Origin of the sequence: Burkholderia sp. HI2500 (assembly GCF_002223055.1) — a bacterium.
GTDB lineage: Bacteria > Pseudomonadota > Gammaproteobacteria > Burkholderiales > Burkholderiaceae > Burkholderia.
Genome location: NZ_NKFL01000006.1, coordinates 1,453,013 through 1,468,431, shown reverse-complemented (window position 1 = coordinate 1,468,431; position 15,419 = coordinate 1,453,013). Strand labels below are relative to the sequence as shown.

Sequence of the window (15,419 nt, the reverse complement as noted above, 5' to 3'; positions counted from 1 at the left end):
GATTTTTGAAGCAATTTCATTCCGATATTTTTCATACAAAATCCCGGCGGCATATCGGCGTGCCGAAGCGGGGGCGCCGGCGTGCTGCCCATCCACCGTGCCAACGGAAACCAGCCGATGAACCATCGCGTCACGCAGTTGACCGGGTTGCGCGCCGTCGCGGTCGCGATGGTGGTGGTCGGGCACGCCGAGCACGTGCTGCCCGGCGGCTACACGGGCTGGTACGCGCCGTTGCGGCTGATCGCCGACGGCCGGCTCGGCGTGCTGATCTTCTTCGTCCTCAGCGGTTTCCTGATCACCAACGTATTGCGCGCCGAGTTCGCACGCACGGGCGGCATCGCGCTGACGTCGTTCTACGTGCGCCGCGCGCTGCGGATCTGGCCGGCCTGCTACGTGTATCTCGCGGTGGTCGCGATCGTGGCCTTCGCCGGCTGGTTCGACGTCGACCGCCGGCAGTGGCTGTATGCGGCGCTGCACCTGTGGAATTACTCGGCGTGGTTCGGGCTGACCGGCGACAACACGCTGCATCCCGACGGCGCGTGGTATCTCGGCCATTTCTGGTCGCTCGCGCTCGAGGAACAGTTCTACTGGTTCTGGCCGCTGCTGTTCGTGCATGGGATGCGGCGCGGCGGCACGCGCTGGCTGGCTGCGTTGATTCTGGTCGTGCCGCTGGTGCGCGCCGTGACGTATTTCGTTGCGCCTGCGCTGCGCGGGCAGCTCGGGATGATGCTGCACACGGGCGTCGATCCGATCCTGATCGGCTGTTATGTGTCGCTCAATCGCGAGCGGCTTGAGGCATGGATTCGTACGTGGCGCAACGAGACGCGCATCGTGACCGCGATCATCGTCATCGTGCTGATCGGCATGCCGCTCGCCGAACATCGACTCGGCGGTTTCTGGAATGCGACCTATGGCGTGACGGTCGAGGCCGCGCTGATCGCAATCGTGATCGTCGTGCTGAATTTCCGCAGCGAATTCTGGTGTGCGCGGTGGTTGCGCGCGCGGCCGGTTGTGTTCGTCGGCACGATCTCGTTCAGTCTTTATCTGTGGCAGCAGCCGTTTGCGAATCCGGATCTGCAGGTTCCGCATGCGTTTCCGCTTGGGATCGTGTGGGCGCTGCTGGCGGCGACGGCCAGCTATTTCCTCGTCGAGAAGCCGTTCCTGCGATTGAAGGATCGTTATTCGGCGCGCGAGGCGCGACGTGTGCGTGACGATGCGCTGCGGATGCCGGCTTCGGGTGAGGCGATCGGGGCGAAAGTGGCGGAGTAGGCGGGTGGGGCGGACTCACCGTGGCTTCGCGTCACCGTCATTTGAATCGCTTCTTCGAGGCAGGCGAATACCAGAAGTCCCGGTACATATCGCTCCCGTATGATTTGCCGTCGTATTTGACGACCGTGCGCACGGTGCGTTTTCCCGCGTCCGGTTGTTTGTCGTCGTTGCTTTCCGCGTTCATGACGTGTGCCGTAATCGACAGGTCCGCAAAGCCGTTGTGCGACGTCTTCTCGACCGCAATCGTCATGCGGGCGGACTCACTACGCAGGTCGCTGGTATCGGGGCCGCACGCGGTGCCGGTGGTGGCGACCCAGCCATTGAGATTGGTACCAAACACGGGGCGGATACGGGCGCCTTCGCGAATCCACAGTGTCAGTTCGTTCTCCATGTAGGCATCCGGACAGCTCGGTCCGTGCGCGGTACTGCTGAACACGACGCCGAATGCCCGTACATCGGGCGACAGTCGGTACGGCGCCGTATCGATGCGGTAACTGTTCTCGCCGATCTGTATCGCCGCGTCCTCCTGGATCACCGAACGGTCTGCCGCTACGACCTTGCTCCCTTCGACGAGCGCGACGACCTGCAGCTTGCTGCTTTCGTCGGGGTTCTTGCTTTTGGGCAGCGAATCGAACGCAACGGCCGCGATCGTCGTTTCCGGCGCGTTCGGCATGGCCTTGCATGCCGATGCGACGACGAGCCGGTTCGTGTCGCGCGTCGCGATGCGTGCGCTTGCGATGCCGGCCCAGCGGGCGATGGCTGTGACGGTTTCGTCGTTGCAGGACTGCTTATCGCCAGCGTGAGCGAACGGTGCCGCGGCGAGCGCCAGCAGCGGAACAAAACGAGCGATTCTCGGGGTCATGTGGGAGGTTTTTTATGGATTGCCGTGGAAATCGCTCAACGGCCGGAAACGAACGTCTTCAGAACGACCCCGCGTCGTCATGGGCGTGGCCACGGTGCCTATAATCGATTCTCGACAAACACCAAGGAAAGTGGCACGGATGAGCATTCGAGGGAAAGACCGGCAGATCGACAACATCGAATTCAATGTTAACAGCATTGCACGAAGCAAGGCCTTCTATGGCAGCGTGTTCGGCTGGACCTTCACGGATTATGGTCCCACCTATACCGAGTTTCGCGACGGCCGGATCACAGGCGGGTTGACGACCGGTGAGCCCGTTCGGCCCGGCGGCCCGTTAGTCATTCTCTACGCTGACGATCTGGTTGAAACCCGTCGAAGGATCGAGGCGGCGGGAGCCACCATCACCCGCCAGATTTTCTCGTTCCCTGGCGGTCGGCGCTTCCAGTTCCTTGATCCCGATGGCTATGAACTGGCCGTATGGTCAGCAGACGAATCGGGCCAGTAATCAAGACAAGAACCAGGAACCGGCCGTTGCTTCCGGCCATGTTCAGGATGTTAATCTAGACGAATTGTTTTGAATTTGACAAATCGTCTTGACGTGGCCAAACTGCCCGGCATGCCAAGGAAAATCACTGGACCCGACATGCCGAAGAAGACGCCCGAACAGCAGCTACTGCTGGGGCAGCTCAAACAGGTCGCCGAAGGGCTGGCCAGGACCTTCGCCCCGTTTACCGAGGTCGTGGTCCATGATCTCCTCGACCCGGAGCACGCGGTGCTCGCGATCCACAACAACCTGTCAGGTCGAGAAGTCGGACAGCCTGCCACTGAATTGGGGCTTGCGCGGATCATGGACGCCGCCTACGAGCAGATCATCGCCAACTATCCGAATCAGTTCTCGGACGGCCGTCAGGTGAAGAGCACTTCCATCGGTATCAAGGACTCCAAAGGCGACTACATCGCCGCGTTGTGCCTGAATATCGACCTCACGTTGTTCCGGGGATTTCAGAACATGCTGAGCAGCTTCATGGCGGTCGAGGGCACCGCGCCTGCCAGGGAATCGCTGGACCCCGCTGGCGCGGATCTCATTCGCGCCCGTATCGACGAGTTCGCCGCACGCATGGCGTCGACACCGCGCTCGCTCAAGCCGGAGGACCGCCGCTCGCTCCTGAAGGAGCGAGCGGCGGCCGGCCTGCTCGAGGTCCGTCGGGCGATGGACACCATTGCCGTCTACCTGGGCGTCTCGCGCGCAACGGTGTACAGCGATGTCAAATGACGCCACGCGACTTCTCGTCGACCAGCATGTCGTCGCTCAATTGCTCGTGCCGGACGCCGTGATCGCGGCGGTGCGCGTGGCCTTCGAACTGCATGGGCAGCGCGCGGGCCGTGTGTTTCACCCCCAACGTCCCAGCCGTCATCGTCTTGCTCTTGCAGCGATCCGGTAGGTGCCAAAGCGGAGGCGGAAAACTTGAAACCGCACTATGTCGAGCCGCTCAGCGGCACTACTTATCCTCTCGACACGCCTCGGTGGTGTTCGGACGACCGCAGGCCGCTCCTGATCTCGCCGCAGGCTGGCATTTCCCGGGACGACATCGATCGACACGTTCGCTCCCAATGGCGCTATCGCGCGTCGCTTCCAGTCGAGATCGTCTCCCCCATCTCCATGGGGGAAGGGTGCACCCCGTTGATCCAGAAGACGTGGGGCGACCACCGGCCGCATTTCAAGCTGGAGTGGTTCAGCCCCACAAGCAGCTTCAAGGATCGCGGCACGACGGTGATGCTCTCGATGTTGCGGCAGCAAGGCATCGCGTCCGTTCTGGAGGACAGTTCGGGAAACGGCGGAGCGTCGGTGGCGGCGTATGGCGCTGCAGGCGCCGTGCGCGTGAAGATTCTGGCGCCCGCATACGCGTCGCCCGCGAAGATTGCCCAGATGCGAGCCTATGGGGCGGAGGTACAGCTGGTCGACGGCCCGCGACAGGCGTGCGAGGACGAGGCCGTCCTGCAGTCCGCGAGCATCTTCTACGCCAGCCACAATTGGCAGCCATTTTTCCTCGAAGGGACCAAGTCGGTCGGCTACGAGATCTGGGAGGACCTCAACTTCCAGGCGCCGGACAACATCGTCATGCCTGCAGGCGCGGGCAGCAATGTACTCGGCTGTTATTTGGCGTTCTCGGAACTGATGCGCGCGGGCCAGATTCACAAAATGCCCAGGCTCTTCGTATGCCAGCCATTGAACTGTTCTCCTATCGATGCCAGCTTTCAGGCGGGCGTCACGACGCCCATTCCCCGCGAGGTCCGAAAGACGGTTTCCGAGGGGACGGCCATCGCCCATCCTCTACGGCTGGCGCAAGTGATCAACGCTGTCAGGGAGACGGGCGGTACGACTGTGGCCGTGGAGGAAGAAGCAATCGTCGACGCGCTCAGGCGGATTGCGCGACTGGGCCTTCTGCCGGAGCTGACTTCGGCGACCGCGGTTGCAGGATTTGATCGGCTCACGCAACTGGGGGCGATTGAGGCGCGAGAGGAAACGGTTGTCCTGCTGACGGGCACGGGTATCAAGAATGCCGAGGCCATCGCGGATATGTACGCGGAAATTCCCGATACGCTTGCGTAAAGGCTCCCTCCATGAAAATCGGACTTCTGAATTGCGGCGGCACCATCACGGAAAGCTATCAGAGTGATGGGACGATCAAGCGTCTACTGGCGCGTGATCTGATCGTATCGAGCGGTCAAGCAGACTGGATCGGACGTGATATCGATCCTGTCGATAGCTGCGATCTGACTTTTGCCTCACTTTGCCGCGCTCGTGACGTCATGCGGCAGGATCGCGAGAGCGAAGCTTTCGTCATGTGCTGCGGCACCGACGCAATGGAAGACGTCGCCTATGCGGCCGCTCTGCTTTTTGATCGCGATCGGCCCGTCGTTTTGACCGGTGCGGCGATCCCCGGCGGCAATGCCAATGCCGACGGTCCGCGCAATCTGGCGGATTCCGGACGTCTGGCACAGGCCATGCAGAGGGGCGCGAGCGCTCTCGTGACCTTCGCGGGACGGATTTTCGATCCGGTCTCGATCGTCAAGGTATGGCCGCAGGCCATTCAGCCCTTCGGACCGGAAACAGCGATCCGCGGCTCCATCGAGGCCGACATTGTGACGCTCACAGGTTCGGGAACCGTTGACGAGAGTTACGCGGATCTCGATGTATCCGACCTCGGCGCCCGCGTTGCGATCGTCATGGAGACCTTCGGGCCACTCGTCGGCTTGCCGGCTATCTCCGAACTCGACGGTCTCGTCGTGGCAGGCAAGGGGGCAGGGGGGTTCTCGGCGCAGTCGGAGAGATTCCTGAGCGAAGCCGCGCGGCATATCCCCGTCGTGCTATCGACACGCTGTGCCCAGGGTTTCCGGGTCAATTCAGCCGTACCCAAATATGCCTATGAGCGCGCCCACAACCTCGGCCTGACCACGGCAGGTTATGACGGCCTGGACGCATCAAAGGCACGAATCCGGCTCATCGCGGAGCTTGGTCGTGCAACTCGCAGCGGAAAGGCTGGGCGCTGATCCGCGGACGGCGGCCACTCAACGATCTCGGCGAAGATGCGCCCGGTGCGGGGCCGGCGCGGGGGGCTTGAAGGCGCCCGCGTCGGCCCCGCCTCGTTCACATCTTCTCGACTTCCAGCAGGGTTCGCTTGCCTTTCACGTACTTGTAAAGGGAGATGGTGCTGTCCTTCAGGTCGCCGTGCTCGTCGAACCGGATATTGCCAATCAGCGTGTTCAGATTGGTCGCGGGCATGGCGGACAGGATGCCGGCGCGCGTGATCGAGTTGGCGCGTTTCATCGCATCGACGATCACGTAGACGGCGCTGTACGCAACCGGCGAGTAGACCACTGGATCGTGGCCGTACACGGCCTTCAGTTCCTTGCTGAACGCAGCGCTGCCCGCCATCGCGGACAGATCGCCGCCCGCGACGGAACAGACCAGATTGTCGGCGGCGTCGCCGGCCAACCTGGCCAAATCGGTCGTGCAGACACCGTCGCCCGCCAGGATCCTGGCGCGTAGGGCCAGTTGCATGGCCTGTTTGGCGAAGGGGCCGCCGGTGGCGTCCTCGCCGCCATACATGATCGCGTCGGGGCGTTCGGACTTGATCTTGGTCAGGATGGCCTTGAAGTCAGTGGCCTTGTCGTTGGTCGCATCGCGCGATAGCACCTGGATGCCTTCGGCCTTGGCGGTCTTCTCGAACTGGTCCGCAAGACCCTGGCCGTAGGCCGTGGCGTCGTCGACGATGGCGACCGTCTTGACTTTCTGGTTTTTGGCGTATTTCGCGAGGGCGGGGCCCTGCTGGGCATCGGTGCCGATCACGCGGAAGGCGGTCTTGTAGCCTTGCAGTGTGTACTGCGGGTTGGTGGAGCCCGGCGTGATCTGCGTGACGCCGTTGTCGCGGTAGATTTTGGACGCGGGGATGGACACGCCGGAGTTCAGGTGGCCGATCACGGCCACGACGCCATCGTCGACCAGCTTCTGCGCGACGTTCGTACCGATCCTGGGATCGGCCTGGTCATCCAGCGACTCGACCTCCAGGATGACCTTTTGACCGCCGATGACCAGATTGCCGGCCTTGTTGATCTGCTGGACGGCGAGCTTGGCGCCATCGGCCGCATCCTGGCCCATGTGAGCAATGTTGCCGGTCAGCGGTTCGGCGCTGCCGATCTTCACGATCACGTCCGCGAGAGCCGCTTGACCGTAGACCATGGCAACGCAGGCGAGTGTCAGCGCGGCGTTGCCGGGTTTGAGTTGAGATTTCATATGCTTAGCCTCTTGTTGAACTGGGTTGCTGTTGAAAATGCAAGCGGCGTCTCCTGTCGAAGTCGCGACGTTGGCGACGTTTCCGAATGTGAGTATTCGTCAGAGCAGCCCATCACCCGAGGAAAGACTGATTAGCATTCCGTAGCGTTATGGTCGGGAGCGCGGCCGCTGGTGAGCGGCCCGTCTGCTCCTTGGGCTCCCGTTTCTAGAAAGATTATCTAGAATTAAATAAAATGTATTGTAGGGGTAAACGCTTGGTATTGTCCGGCATCGACCAGAGGCTGAACGACTGACTGATGGACGGGGGGTAGGTCCAGACTGGAAGAAGCACCGCGTCTCGGTCCACGCAGTTGATTTGAACGCAACATTGATCGCTGGATCGACCGGTGATATTTGGCATTGCCGCGCCCGCAGGTACGTGCTGCTGGAGGCACCTCAGGGCTGAATGCGATCGGGATGACGCGAAGTCTCGAAGACCTCCAAAGCAGCCACCATTCCGTTAAATACACGCGGCCGATGTGGGTCGACAACCGGCCAGCCACCGCTGCCAGCCGAACGTTGTCAATGAGTTCAGCCTTTGCCGGAGCATCGCGAACAATAAAAAAGGCCCGGGAGCATTGCCCGGGCCTTTCGTAGATGAGGTGCGGATAACGCTTACCGCGTCAGTGCCGTAAACCCCTCCAGCAACCGCTCAACATCAGCCGCCTGAATCGCGCCCATCGTCGAGATACGGAACAGTTCTTTCGACAGCCCGCCTTGCCCCGCATAGATCACGAAGCCGCGAGCCTTCAGCCCGTCATGCAGCGTTTCGTACGTCACACCTTGCGGCAACCGGTACGCACGCAGCACGACCGACGATTCACCTTCCGGCAACACCAGCGGCATTCCGCGCGCCGCAAGCCCGGCTTGCGCCTGATCGGCGAGCGCCTTGTAATGCGCATGCCGCGCACGCCAGCCGCCGGCTTCGGCAAACTCGCGCAGCGCCTCGACGAGCGCGTAATACGCATGCACGGAAGGCGTGAACGGCGTATTGCGCTGGTCCTGCAGCTTCGCGAGACGACCGAGATCGAGGTAGTAAGTACGGCTTGAGGCCTTCGCGAGCGCACTGCGACGCACGATCACGAACGCTGCGCCCGGCACACCATGCAGGCATTTGTTCGCGGTCGCAGCCACAGCATCGATATCACCACCGGCAAAATCGATCGCTTCCGCCCCAAAGCTGCTCACACCATCAACGAGCATCTTCACGCCGCGCGAGCGGCAGACTTCCGCGATCGCGCCGAGGTCGTTCAGGCGGCCCGTCGTGGTTTCGTGATGGATCACGGCGACGTGCGAGTAACCACCCGCATCGAGCTTCGCACCAATCTGCGCAAGATCCGGCGCCTGCATCCACTCATGCTTGAGCACATCATGCGCGATCCCATACTGCGTCGCGATCTGCGTGATCCGCTCGCCATAAACACCGTTCTCGATCACGAGCAGCTTGCCGTCCTTCGGCACGAGCGCCGCGATCATGCTTTCGACAGCGGCCGTACCCGAACCGGTCATCAGCACGGCCGTCCACTCAGCCGGATCAAGCTCATACGCAGCAACGAGCCGCGCACGCGCCTCATCCTGCAGATCGAAGAATTCGCTTTCGCGATGGCACAGGTCGGGTTGCAGCAGGCTGCGGCGCACGCGTTCGGTGAGCGTGACCGGGCCGGGGTTCAGCAGCAGCATCAATGGGCTCCTTCAACGTGGGCTTCGGTCTGTGCGGCGCCGATGTGCCGCATCAGACGGGTCTTGACCTCGACCGGCGTGACGGTCGGGCGGGGCAGGCCGTCGGGCACGCCGGTGCGGATTGCCAGTCGCACGAACTGCGCACCATCGGCCGACGAAGCAAGCGCCGTATCGAGCACATCCAGCGTATCGCCTTCGACCGCCGACGCATACCCGCACGCGGCAGCCACGCCCGCGAACGAAACATGTTGCGACACGGTGGCCTGGCCACCCGTCGATTCGTGCGCGCCGTTGTCGAGCAGCACGTGCGTGAGGTTGGCCGGGCCGTAGGTGCCGAGCGTCGCGAACACGCCCATGCGCATCAGCGCGGCGCCGTCGCCGTCGACCGCGACCACGCGCAGGTCGGGGCGTGCGAGCGCGAGACCGAGCGCCATCGGCGTGACGCAGCCCATCGAGCCGACCATGTACAGCTGGTTCGGGCGATCGTCGATTGCGTAGAGTTCGCGGCCGCAGAAGCCGGTCGACGCGAGCACGACGGTCGAATCGACCGGCGTGTGCGCGATCACGCGCTGCAGCGCGTCCTGGCGGGTCGGCCAGGCTTCGGCCGACGCAGCGCGCGACGACGCTTGCGCGGCGACATGCGCACGCGGCTTCGCGGCCGGGTTCGATTTCAGCTCATACGGCGCGACGCTGCCTTTCTGCATCACGAGCGCGTACGGGCGGCCCGTCGCGTCCATGTGCGCGATCGCGCGGTCGAGTGCCGGGCCGACCTGTTCGGGGTCGGTCGGGAACGTCTCCCACGGGATCTCCATCGTGTCGAGCATCGCGGGCGTGATCGGGCCCATCAGCGCGTGCTGCGGCTCGTCGGCCACGCCCGGCTGGCCGCGCCACGTGACGATCAGCAGCTGCGGCAGGCGGAACGTCCACGTAAGCGACGTGAGCGGGCTCACCGCGTTGCCGAGCCCCGAGTTCTGCATCATCGCGATCCCGCGCTTGCCGCCGAGCGTCGCGCCCGCGATCAGCGCGACCGCGTCGCCTTCGTTCGCGGCCGACACGTAATTCAGCGTCGGGTCCTGCAGCACGTAATTGATGAACGGCGTCAGGTACGAGCAGGGCACGCCCGCGTACCAGTCGAAACCGCGCTCGCGCGCGGCCTCGACGAACTGGGCCGCTTCGATCATTGCGCGCCCCCGTTGCCGGCACCCGGTTCGGACAGCGGCGTCTGGCCGTGCGCGAAGTCGCCCGCGCGGCGGAAGTCCTCGAGATCGTTGACGCCGCGCCAGTGGCCGTGCACGTATTGCACCTCGATCTTCTCGCCGGCGGCGATCAGTTCGTTGAGCAGCGACGGGATGTCGAGCGTGTCGAAATCAGGACGCGCCTGCAGCGTCGCGAGCATGGCCTTCAGGCGGTCGACACCGGCGCCGCGCACGTTCAGCAGGCCGATCCAGCGGCCGTGCGGCGTGCCTGCGGCGACGTCGCTCGATACGCGTTGCAGGTACGTCTTCTGGCCGAACAGGCCGCGATCGTCTTCAGCCGAGCAGAGTGCGAAGTCGCGCACGCTCTGGTTGGTTTCGGTGAGCGACGAATCGACCACCACGCTGAACTCGGCCTCGCTCTCCGCGAGGTCGCGCACGATGTAGCTGCGGAACAGCAGGTCGCCGTACGAGATCACGGTGTCGCCGGTCAGGCGGTCGGCCGCGCAGGCGAGCGACGCGAGTTCGCCCGTCTGTGCATGGCGTTCGTTGACGACGAGCTTGATGCCCGACGTGTCGATCGCGTCGGCACGATAGCCGCCGACCACGGTGATGTCGTTCACGCCGTGCGTCTTGAAGCCGTCGACGAGCCAGCGCAGCAGCGGCTTGCCGGCGACCGGCAGCATGACCTTCGGCTTGTCTTCGGTCACGGCTTCGAGGCCCTTGCCGCGGCTGGCCGCCAGCACGATCGCGGCGTTCGACGCGCGCGACGACGACGACAGGTAGATGCGCTCGGCCGCCGAATATTCGTCGGCGTCCTGCAGGCGGAAGATTTCGTTGACCGATGCAACGCGGTCTTCGACGTTGATCAGCGTTTCGCTCTCGTGGATCTCGCGTGCGGTTGCCTGCATCGCGGATGCCGACGCGCGGATCAGGTGGTTCGCCCAGATCACGGTGCTGATGCCGGCCTGGCGGAACACGTCGGTCGGCGTGCTGTAGTACTTGGTCGGCACGATCACGAGCGGCGCCTTGCCGCTCCATTCGCGCGCGAACTGCAGGATCTCGTCCGGGCGCGACAGCTTGCTGTGGATCAGGATCGCGTCCGCACCGGCTTCCGCATATGCGTTCGCGCGGCGCAGCGCCTCGTCCATCCCCCAGCCCGCGATCAGCGCTTCGACGCGCGCGACGATCGAGAAGTCGGGATCGGTCTGCGAATCCTTGCCGGCCTTGATCTTGCCGCAGAACTCGTCGATTTCCGCGAGCGGCTGGCGCTCGCCGCCGATGAAGCTGTTGGTCTTCGGAAACTGTTTGTCTTCGATGCAGACGCCCGCGATGCCGCGCTGCTCGAGCTTCTTCACGAGGCGGCGCACGTTGTTGAAGTTGCCGTAGCCGGTGTCGCCGTCGAGCAGGATCGGCAGGTCGCTCGCGTCGGCCATGAATTCGAGCACGTCGACGACCTGGGTCCAGCTCGCCTCGTTGTTGTCACGCACGCCGAACTGCGCGGAGATCGCGAGGCCCGATGCCCAGATCCCCTTGAAGCCGGCTTCGCGGACGATCCGCGCGGACAGGCCGTTGTGCGCTTCCATCAGGAATTCGAGTTCGTTGCTGACGAGCATGCGGCGCAGGCGTGCGCTGCGCGATTCGGAGAAGTTGGGTTCGCGTGCATTCATCGTGCAGCTCCTGCGGTAGTACGTTGAATCAGGGGGAGGATTTCTTGCGTGGCGCGCGCGACGTCGTTCGGGAAGTCGATCTCGATCCACGGCGAGCCGGTGACGTCGGCGACGTCGAACGAATGACCGCCTTCGAGCAGCAGGTCGCGCACGGCTTCTTCGTGCGGCATGTTCGCGCGGCCGCTGTCGACGTAGCCCGCGACGATCGTCGCGAGGCGGCGCGCGGTGCCTTCGGTGAAGCGGAAGAAGCCGACCGATTCGCCGATCGTGTCGTAGTCGAGGTCGACTGCGAGCTGCTTGCGCAGCTCGACCGGCACGCCGTTCTTCAGGCACAGCTTGACGGGCTCGTCGCCGGCCTCGAAGTCGCGATCGATCAGCAGGCGGTCGACCGCCTTGTCGGAATCGGCCACCAGCGCGTGCAGGATGTTCTCGTCATACAGCACGTCGGCGTCCATCAGCAGCACGTCGCCGCCGCGCGTCATCGCCTCGGCGACGGTATGCACGGTCAGCACGCTGCCGAGGTCGTAGCGGTCGTTGATCACGATCTCGGCCTGGCGGCCGAGACGCTTCAATTCCTGCTCGACCTTCTCGTGCTGGAAGCCCAGCCCGAGCACGATCTCGTCGACGCCCGCGGCATCGAGTACGCGCAGATGGCGCTCGAGCAGCGACACGTCGTCGAAGCGCAGCAGGCACTTCGGGAACTGCGCCTCGGGCGGTTGTTGCAGGCGCAAGCCGAGGCCTGCCGCAAGAATGATGGCTCGCATGGGTTCTCCAACCAAAAAGCCGGCGGATCTGAACGATCAGTCGGCGAGCGGCTGCGGCGCACGGCGCCGCTGCCAGTTTCTTTCACTGAAATGCAGATAGAGCAGGCCGGGCAGGCCGAGCGCGAGTTCGCGCGCGCGTTTCGCAAGCGACAGCGCGAGCGCCGCGTCGGGCGGCAGTCCGACCAGCGGCGCGAGCAGCAGGTAGCCGCCTTCCTGCGCGCCGAGCGAGCCCGGGATCGCGAAGGCCGCGCCACGAATGGCCTGGCCGACGCTCTCGAGCAGCAGCGCGTCGAGCCAGCTCACCGGATGCCCGAGGAAGTGCAGCGCGAGCCACACTTCGGCGGTGCCGACGATCCAGCCGACGAGACTCAATGCGAACGTCTTCGCGACCTTCGCACGATCGCGGTACAGCGCGCCGACCGCGTCGTCGATCGCATCGGCTCGGGTGGCCAGCGACGACCAGTCGCGCGGGCCGAGCAGCTTCGACGCGAGGCGCAGGCCGCGGCCGAACAGCCCGCGCCGCTGCGCCGCATAAAACGCGACGGCGAGGGCGCCGAGCACGCCGGTGGCGATCAGCGCGGGCGTGCGCAGGTGCGCGACCGATTCGTGCGTCGCATACAGGCTGAACGCGGCGATGCCGATCAGCGCGAACGCCATCTGCGCGAGCGCCTGCATCGTCGTGCTGACCGTGACGGCTGCCGCCGCGTCGGCCATCCGCGTGCCGCGCTGCGCGAGGTGGCGCACCATCAGCACGGGGCCGCCGATCTGCCCGGCGGGCAGCAGGCTGTTCACCGATTCGCCGACCCAGCGCGCGCGCAGCGCGTTGCCGAGCTCGGCGCCCGGCTGGCCGGGGCGGAACATCACGGAGATCGCGACCGCGTCGATCGCGAGCGGCACGACGTGGAACGCCGCGACGAGCGCGAGCCCCCAGCCGGCCGCGAGGAACGTGGACGCCACGGCGCCGACGCCCTGCCAGGCCAGCAGTGCGATGAAGAGTGCGGTCCCGAGGGACAGCAGGATGAGGCCCGCGCGTGTCATGACCCGCTCGTGCGTCGCGTCGCCAGTTGCTTGAACACCTGGCGGAAACCGAAATACGCGATCGCGTCCTTCATGTTCGAGATGAAGCGCTTCCACGGCCGCATGCCGGGGTTCGTCACGTATTCGAACGTGAGCGACACGCGCATCTCGTTCTGGCCGAGCGGCGTGATGCGGTGGCGCAGCTTGTCGCCGTCGAACAGCACGATGCCGCCGTCGGCGATCTGCACGGAGCCCGGCTCGTCGGCTACGTCCGGATTGCGTGTGTGCAGCTCGTAGTCGAGCCGGCACGACGATTCGTCGATCACGCCGATCAGCAGCGTGTAGCGGCGGCCGTCGTAGTACGACGTGTCGTAGTGCCAGCCGATGTGGTCGCCGGGCTTCGTGTAGTAATACAGCGCGTATGCGTGCGGATCGTCGTCCGGCGACAGCATCAGCTTGTCGCCCGTGACTTTCTCGAGGAACGAGATCAGTGCCTTCGAGCGATACAGCTCGGCGATGTACGGCGCCTGCTCGTCGATCGTATGACGGCTGACGCTGCCGCCCTGCTTGTGGCCGGGCAGGTAATTGCGGTTCAGGCCGGCCTGCAGCGCGCGGGCGGCGTCGGCCAGTTCCGCGTGCGCGTCGGCCGGCAGGAAGGTGTCGAGATAAAGGAACGAGCCCTGGCGCGTGTAGTCGCCGCGCAGGCGGTCGAGGTCGAGCTGGCCGACACGGTCGGCCACGGTGCGATCGGGGTCGGCCGCGGCCGCGCGCACGGGCGCGGGGCGTGCCGGGCTCAGCACGGAGTCGTCGCGCGTGCTAGGAGTCATTTGGAAGCCTGGATTTCAGTAGGGTTCTGCGAAACGTTGCCGCGCCGAACGATGCGCCACCAGTCGAACACGACCCACGCCGCGAACAGCGGGGCGCCGATCGACGCCGCGAGCAGGAACGGCTCGACGCCGTCGAACAGCGTCACGAGCGGCAGCAGGTACAGCACGTCTTCGGTCTCGAAGCCGCCGGCGAATGCCTGCTTGGTGCCGGCCTTGCCGGCGAACGATTCGATCCGCATGCGCAGGAAGAAGATCAGCGCGACGGCCGCGCCGGCCACCGCGCCGAGCAGCACCGGCGACGCAGCCATCTGGCCGCCCTGGGCGACGATGCCGACGCCCATGCTGACGAACAGCGCGACCGTGACGAGCGCGTCTGCCGCGAGGTCGTAAAAATGACCGATCTTGCTGGATTTCCCGCTGATGCGCGCGAGCTCGCCATCGGTGTGGTCGACGAAGTTCGACAGCACGATCAGGAGCGCGCCTGCATTGCTCCAGCCGAAGCCGCCGTGCGCGAGGCACCAGGCGCCGGCGAGGCCGATCAGCAGGCGAACGGTAGTGAGGTGATTCGGGGTGACGGGCGTGTCGACGAGCGGTCGGACAAGCGAGCGCGCCAGCCGCGCATCCCAGGTGCGCGGCAGGGGCGGTTCGGAACGTGTGGCGGTTTTTCTTTGGTCCATCGGCGAAATATATACGGAATTGTAATTTGGTGCTTTTTATTCGATCAATGTCCTGACATGAGGGAGTGTTACCGCGTCTTGCGGCGATCGGCCGGCCGAAAAAAGCGTGCGCGAAAGGGCGGCCAGACGGGGCGGCGGCATCCGTATTCCAGTGTGGTTCGCAACGCGCGACTGTCAAGGACGGACGGGCCTCACAGGCCGGTGCGGCGGCGCTTTTCGCGCTTCCCGCCGCGCGTCGCGAGGCGCGTGCGAGCTTGACGTGCGTCAGGTCGGGACAAGCCGCATCGGGCGACAATTGGCCGCGCCGGACGGGCGTCGGTCATTGCTGATCCGCAGGCGATAAAGCGCAGTGGAAATTCTTCGATTGATGCGCGTGAGTTGTCGATCGGCGACCGGTCGTTCGCCCGATGCTTTCGCGCACCTTTCGTGTGCATCCGATTTAAACGGCACGCCTGTCACAGAACGGTCGTTCGATACCCGGCAAATCCGGCAAGGATCTTTTGCATTTAGCGGACATTTTGCGGCGATGGCCTCTGCGATACTCCGACCGTGCCTGTGGTGCCGGCCGCCCCTCGCGGCCCCAAGGGCTTCATGTCGCTCAGGAGACACCCCTCGCGACGTCAACG

Annotated in this window: 15 protein-coding genes; 5 read left to right on the top strand and 10 right to left on the bottom strand. The window is 64.6% G+C overall.

The genetic code is table 11. From position 1 onward, the window contains the following. Positions 1–117: 117 nt before the first annotated feature. A complete protein-coding gene (locus CFB45_RS24330; RefSeq protein ID WP_089427749.1) occupies positions 118–1,269 on the top strand; it encodes an acyltransferase family protein in 1,152 nt (383 codons plus the stop codon). Positions 1,270–1,306: 37 nt separating this feature from the next. On the opposite strand, the gene CFB45_RS24325 is transcribed toward CFB45_RS24330, so the two are convergent. Continuing rightward, positions 1,307–2,131 carry a multidrug ABC transporter ATPase gene (locus tag CFB45_RS24325; RefSeq protein WP_089427748.1) on the bottom strand — a complete coding sequence of 275 codons (825 nt, stop codon included), beginning with the start codon at positions 2,129–2,131 and terminating at the stop codon, positions 1,307–1,309. A 139-nt stretch (positions 2,132–2,270) separates the two neighbouring features. Here CFB45_RS24325 and CFB45_RS24320 point away from each other — a divergent pair, with 139 nt between their 5' ends. Together CFB45_RS24320 and CFB45_RS24315 are read left to right on the top strand one after the other, a co-directional pair. Then, complete coding sequence (locus CFB45_RS24320) at positions 2,271–2,636, top strand: VOC family protein (protein ID WP_089427747.1); 366 nt, start codon at positions 2,271–2,273, stop codon at positions 2,634–2,636. Positions 2,637–2,774: 138 nt separating this feature from the next. After that, positions 2,775–3,404: a helix-turn-helix transcriptional regulator gene (locus tag CFB45_RS24315; RefSeq protein WP_089427746.1), complete on the top strand. Its 630-nt coding sequence runs from the start codon at positions 2,775–2,777 to the stop codon at positions 3,402–3,404. On the opposite strand, the gene CFB45_RS39100 is transcribed toward CFB45_RS24315, so the two are convergent. Further along, complete coding sequence (locus CFB45_RS39100; RefSeq protein WP_179255099.1) at positions 3,397–3,546, bottom strand: hypothetical protein; 150 nt, start codon at positions 3,544–3,546, stop codon at positions 3,397–3,399. The genes CFB45_RS24315 and CFB45_RS39100 overlap by 8 nt on opposite strands. Positions 3,547–3,596: 50 nt before the next feature. On the opposite strand from CFB45_RS39100, the gene CFB45_RS24305 reads away from it, so the two are divergent. Continuing rightward, positions 3,597–4,742, top strand: coding sequence for a threonine synthase (locus CFB45_RS24305; protein ID WP_089427744.1), 1,146 nt, complete (start codon positions 3,597–3,599; stop codon positions 4,740–4,742). Positions 4,743–4,753: 11 nt separating this feature from the next. Then, complete coding sequence (locus tag CFB45_RS24300; protein WP_089427743.1) at positions 4,754–5,683, top strand: asparaginase domain-containing protein; 930 nt, start codon at positions 4,754–4,756, stop codon at positions 5,681–5,683. A 97-nt stretch (positions 5,684–5,780) separates the two neighbouring features. On the opposite strand, the gene CFB45_RS24295 is transcribed toward CFB45_RS24300, so the two are convergent. The 8 genes from CFB45_RS24295 to CFB45_RS24260 all read right to left on the bottom strand — a co-directional run bounded on the left by CFB45_RS24295 (position 5,781) and on the right by CFB45_RS24260 (position 14,793). Further along, positions 5,781–6,926 (bottom strand): branched-chain amino acid ABC transporter substrate-binding protein, encoded by a 1,146-nt coding sequence (locus CFB45_RS24295; protein ID WP_089427742.1) that lies wholly within the window; start codon positions 6,924–6,926, stop codon positions 5,781–5,783. A gap of 654 nt (positions 6,927–7,580) precedes the next feature. Further along, positions 7,581–8,645, bottom strand: coding sequence for a 2-aminoethylphosphonate aminotransferase (locus tag CFB45_RS24290; protein ID WP_089427741.1), 1,065 nt, complete (start codon positions 8,643–8,645; stop codon positions 7,581–7,583). After that, positions 8,645–9,826, bottom strand: coding sequence for a phosphonopyruvate decarboxylase (gene aepY / locus CFB45_RS24285; RefSeq protein ID WP_089427740.1), 1,182 nt, complete (start codon positions 9,824–9,826; stop codon positions 8,645–8,647). The genes CFB45_RS24290 and aepY overlap by 1 nt, the downstream gene beginning before the upstream one ends. Continuing rightward, positions 9,823–11,508, bottom strand: coding sequence for a phosphoenolpyruvate mutase (gene aepX, locus CFB45_RS24280; RefSeq protein WP_089427739.1), 1,686 nt, complete (start codon positions 11,506–11,508; stop codon positions 9,823–9,825). Before aepX ends, aepY begins: the two co-directional genes overlap by 4 nt. Beyond that, positions 11,505–12,272: a phosphocholine cytidylyltransferase family protein gene (locus tag CFB45_RS24275; protein ID WP_089427738.1), complete on the bottom strand. Its 768-nt coding sequence runs from the start codon at positions 12,270–12,272 to the stop codon at positions 11,505–11,507. The genes aepX and CFB45_RS24275 overlap by 4 nt, the downstream gene beginning before the upstream one ends. A gap of 36 nt (positions 12,273–12,308) precedes the next feature. Further along, complete coding sequence (locus CFB45_RS24270) at positions 12,309–13,310, bottom strand: HpnL family protein (protein ID WP_089427737.1); 1,002 nt, start codon at positions 13,308–13,310, stop codon at positions 12,309–12,311. Next, positions 13,307–14,116, bottom strand: a complete 810-nt coding sequence (locus CFB45_RS24265) for a HalD/BesD family halogenase (RefSeq protein WP_089427736.1) — start codon at positions 14,114–14,116, stop codon at positions 13,307–13,309. The genes CFB45_RS24270 and CFB45_RS24265 overlap by 4 nt, the downstream gene beginning before the upstream one ends. After that, a complete protein-coding gene (locus tag CFB45_RS24260; RefSeq protein WP_089427735.1) occupies positions 14,113–14,793 on the bottom strand; it encodes a CDP-alcohol phosphatidyltransferase family protein in 681 nt (226 codons plus the stop codon). Before CFB45_RS24260 ends, CFB45_RS24265 begins: the two co-directional genes overlap by 4 nt. Positions 14,794–15,419 lie beyond the last annotated feature (626 nt).

Coding starts and splice junctions, on each gene's coding strand:
- CFB45_RS24295 (WP_089427742.1), bottom strand. CDS start 6,926: ATGAAATCTCAACTCAAACCCGGCAACGCCGCGCTGACACTCGCCTGC.
- CFB45_RS24315 (WP_089427746.1), top strand. CDS start 2,775: ATGCCGAAGAAGACGCCCGAACAGCAGCTACTGCTGGGGCAGCTCAAA.
- CFB45_RS24265 (WP_089427736.1), bottom strand. CDS start 14,116: ATGACTCCTAGCACGCGCGACGACTCCGTGCTGAGCCCGGCACGCCCC.
- CFB45_RS24330 (WP_089427749.1), top strand. CDS start 118: ATGAACCATCGCGTCACGCAGTTGACCGGGTTGCGCGCCGTCGCGGTC.
- CFB45_RS24270 (WP_089427737.1), bottom strand. CDS start 13,310: ATGACACGCGCGGGCCTCATCCTGCTGTCCCTCGGGACCGCACTCTTC.
- CFB45_RS24325 (WP_089427748.1), bottom strand. CDS start 2,131: ATGACCCCGAGAATCGCTCGTTTTGTTCCGCTGCTGGCGCTCGCCGCG.
- CFB45_RS24260 (WP_089427735.1), bottom strand. CDS start 14,793: ATGGACCAAAGAAAAACCGCCACACGTTCCGAACCGCCCCTGCCGCGC.
- CFB45_RS24300 (WP_089427743.1), top strand. CDS start 4,754: ATGAAAATCGGACTTCTGAATTGCGGCGGCACCATCACGGAAAGCTAT.
- aepY (WP_089427740.1), bottom strand. CDS start 9,826: ATGATCGAAGCGGCCCAGTTCGTCGAGGCCGCGCGCGAGCGCGGTTTC.
- CFB45_RS24290 (WP_089427741.1), bottom strand. CDS start 8,645: ATGCTGCTGCTGAACCCCGGCCCGGTCACGCTCACCGAACGCGTGCGC.
- aepX (WP_089427739.1), bottom strand. CDS start 11,508: ATGAATGCACGCGAACCCAACTTCTCCGAATCGCGCAGCGCACGCCTG.
- CFB45_RS24275 (WP_089427738.1), bottom strand. CDS start 12,272: ATGCGAGCCATCATTCTTGCGGCAGGCCTCGGCTTGCGCCTGCAACAA.
- CFB45_RS39100 (WP_179255099.1), bottom strand. CDS start 3,546: ATGACGGCTGGGACGTTGGGGGTGAAACACACGGCCCGCGCGCTGCCC.
- CFB45_RS24320 (WP_089427747.1), top strand. CDS start 2,271: ATGAGCATTCGAGGGAAAGACCGGCAGATCGACAACATCGAATTCAAT.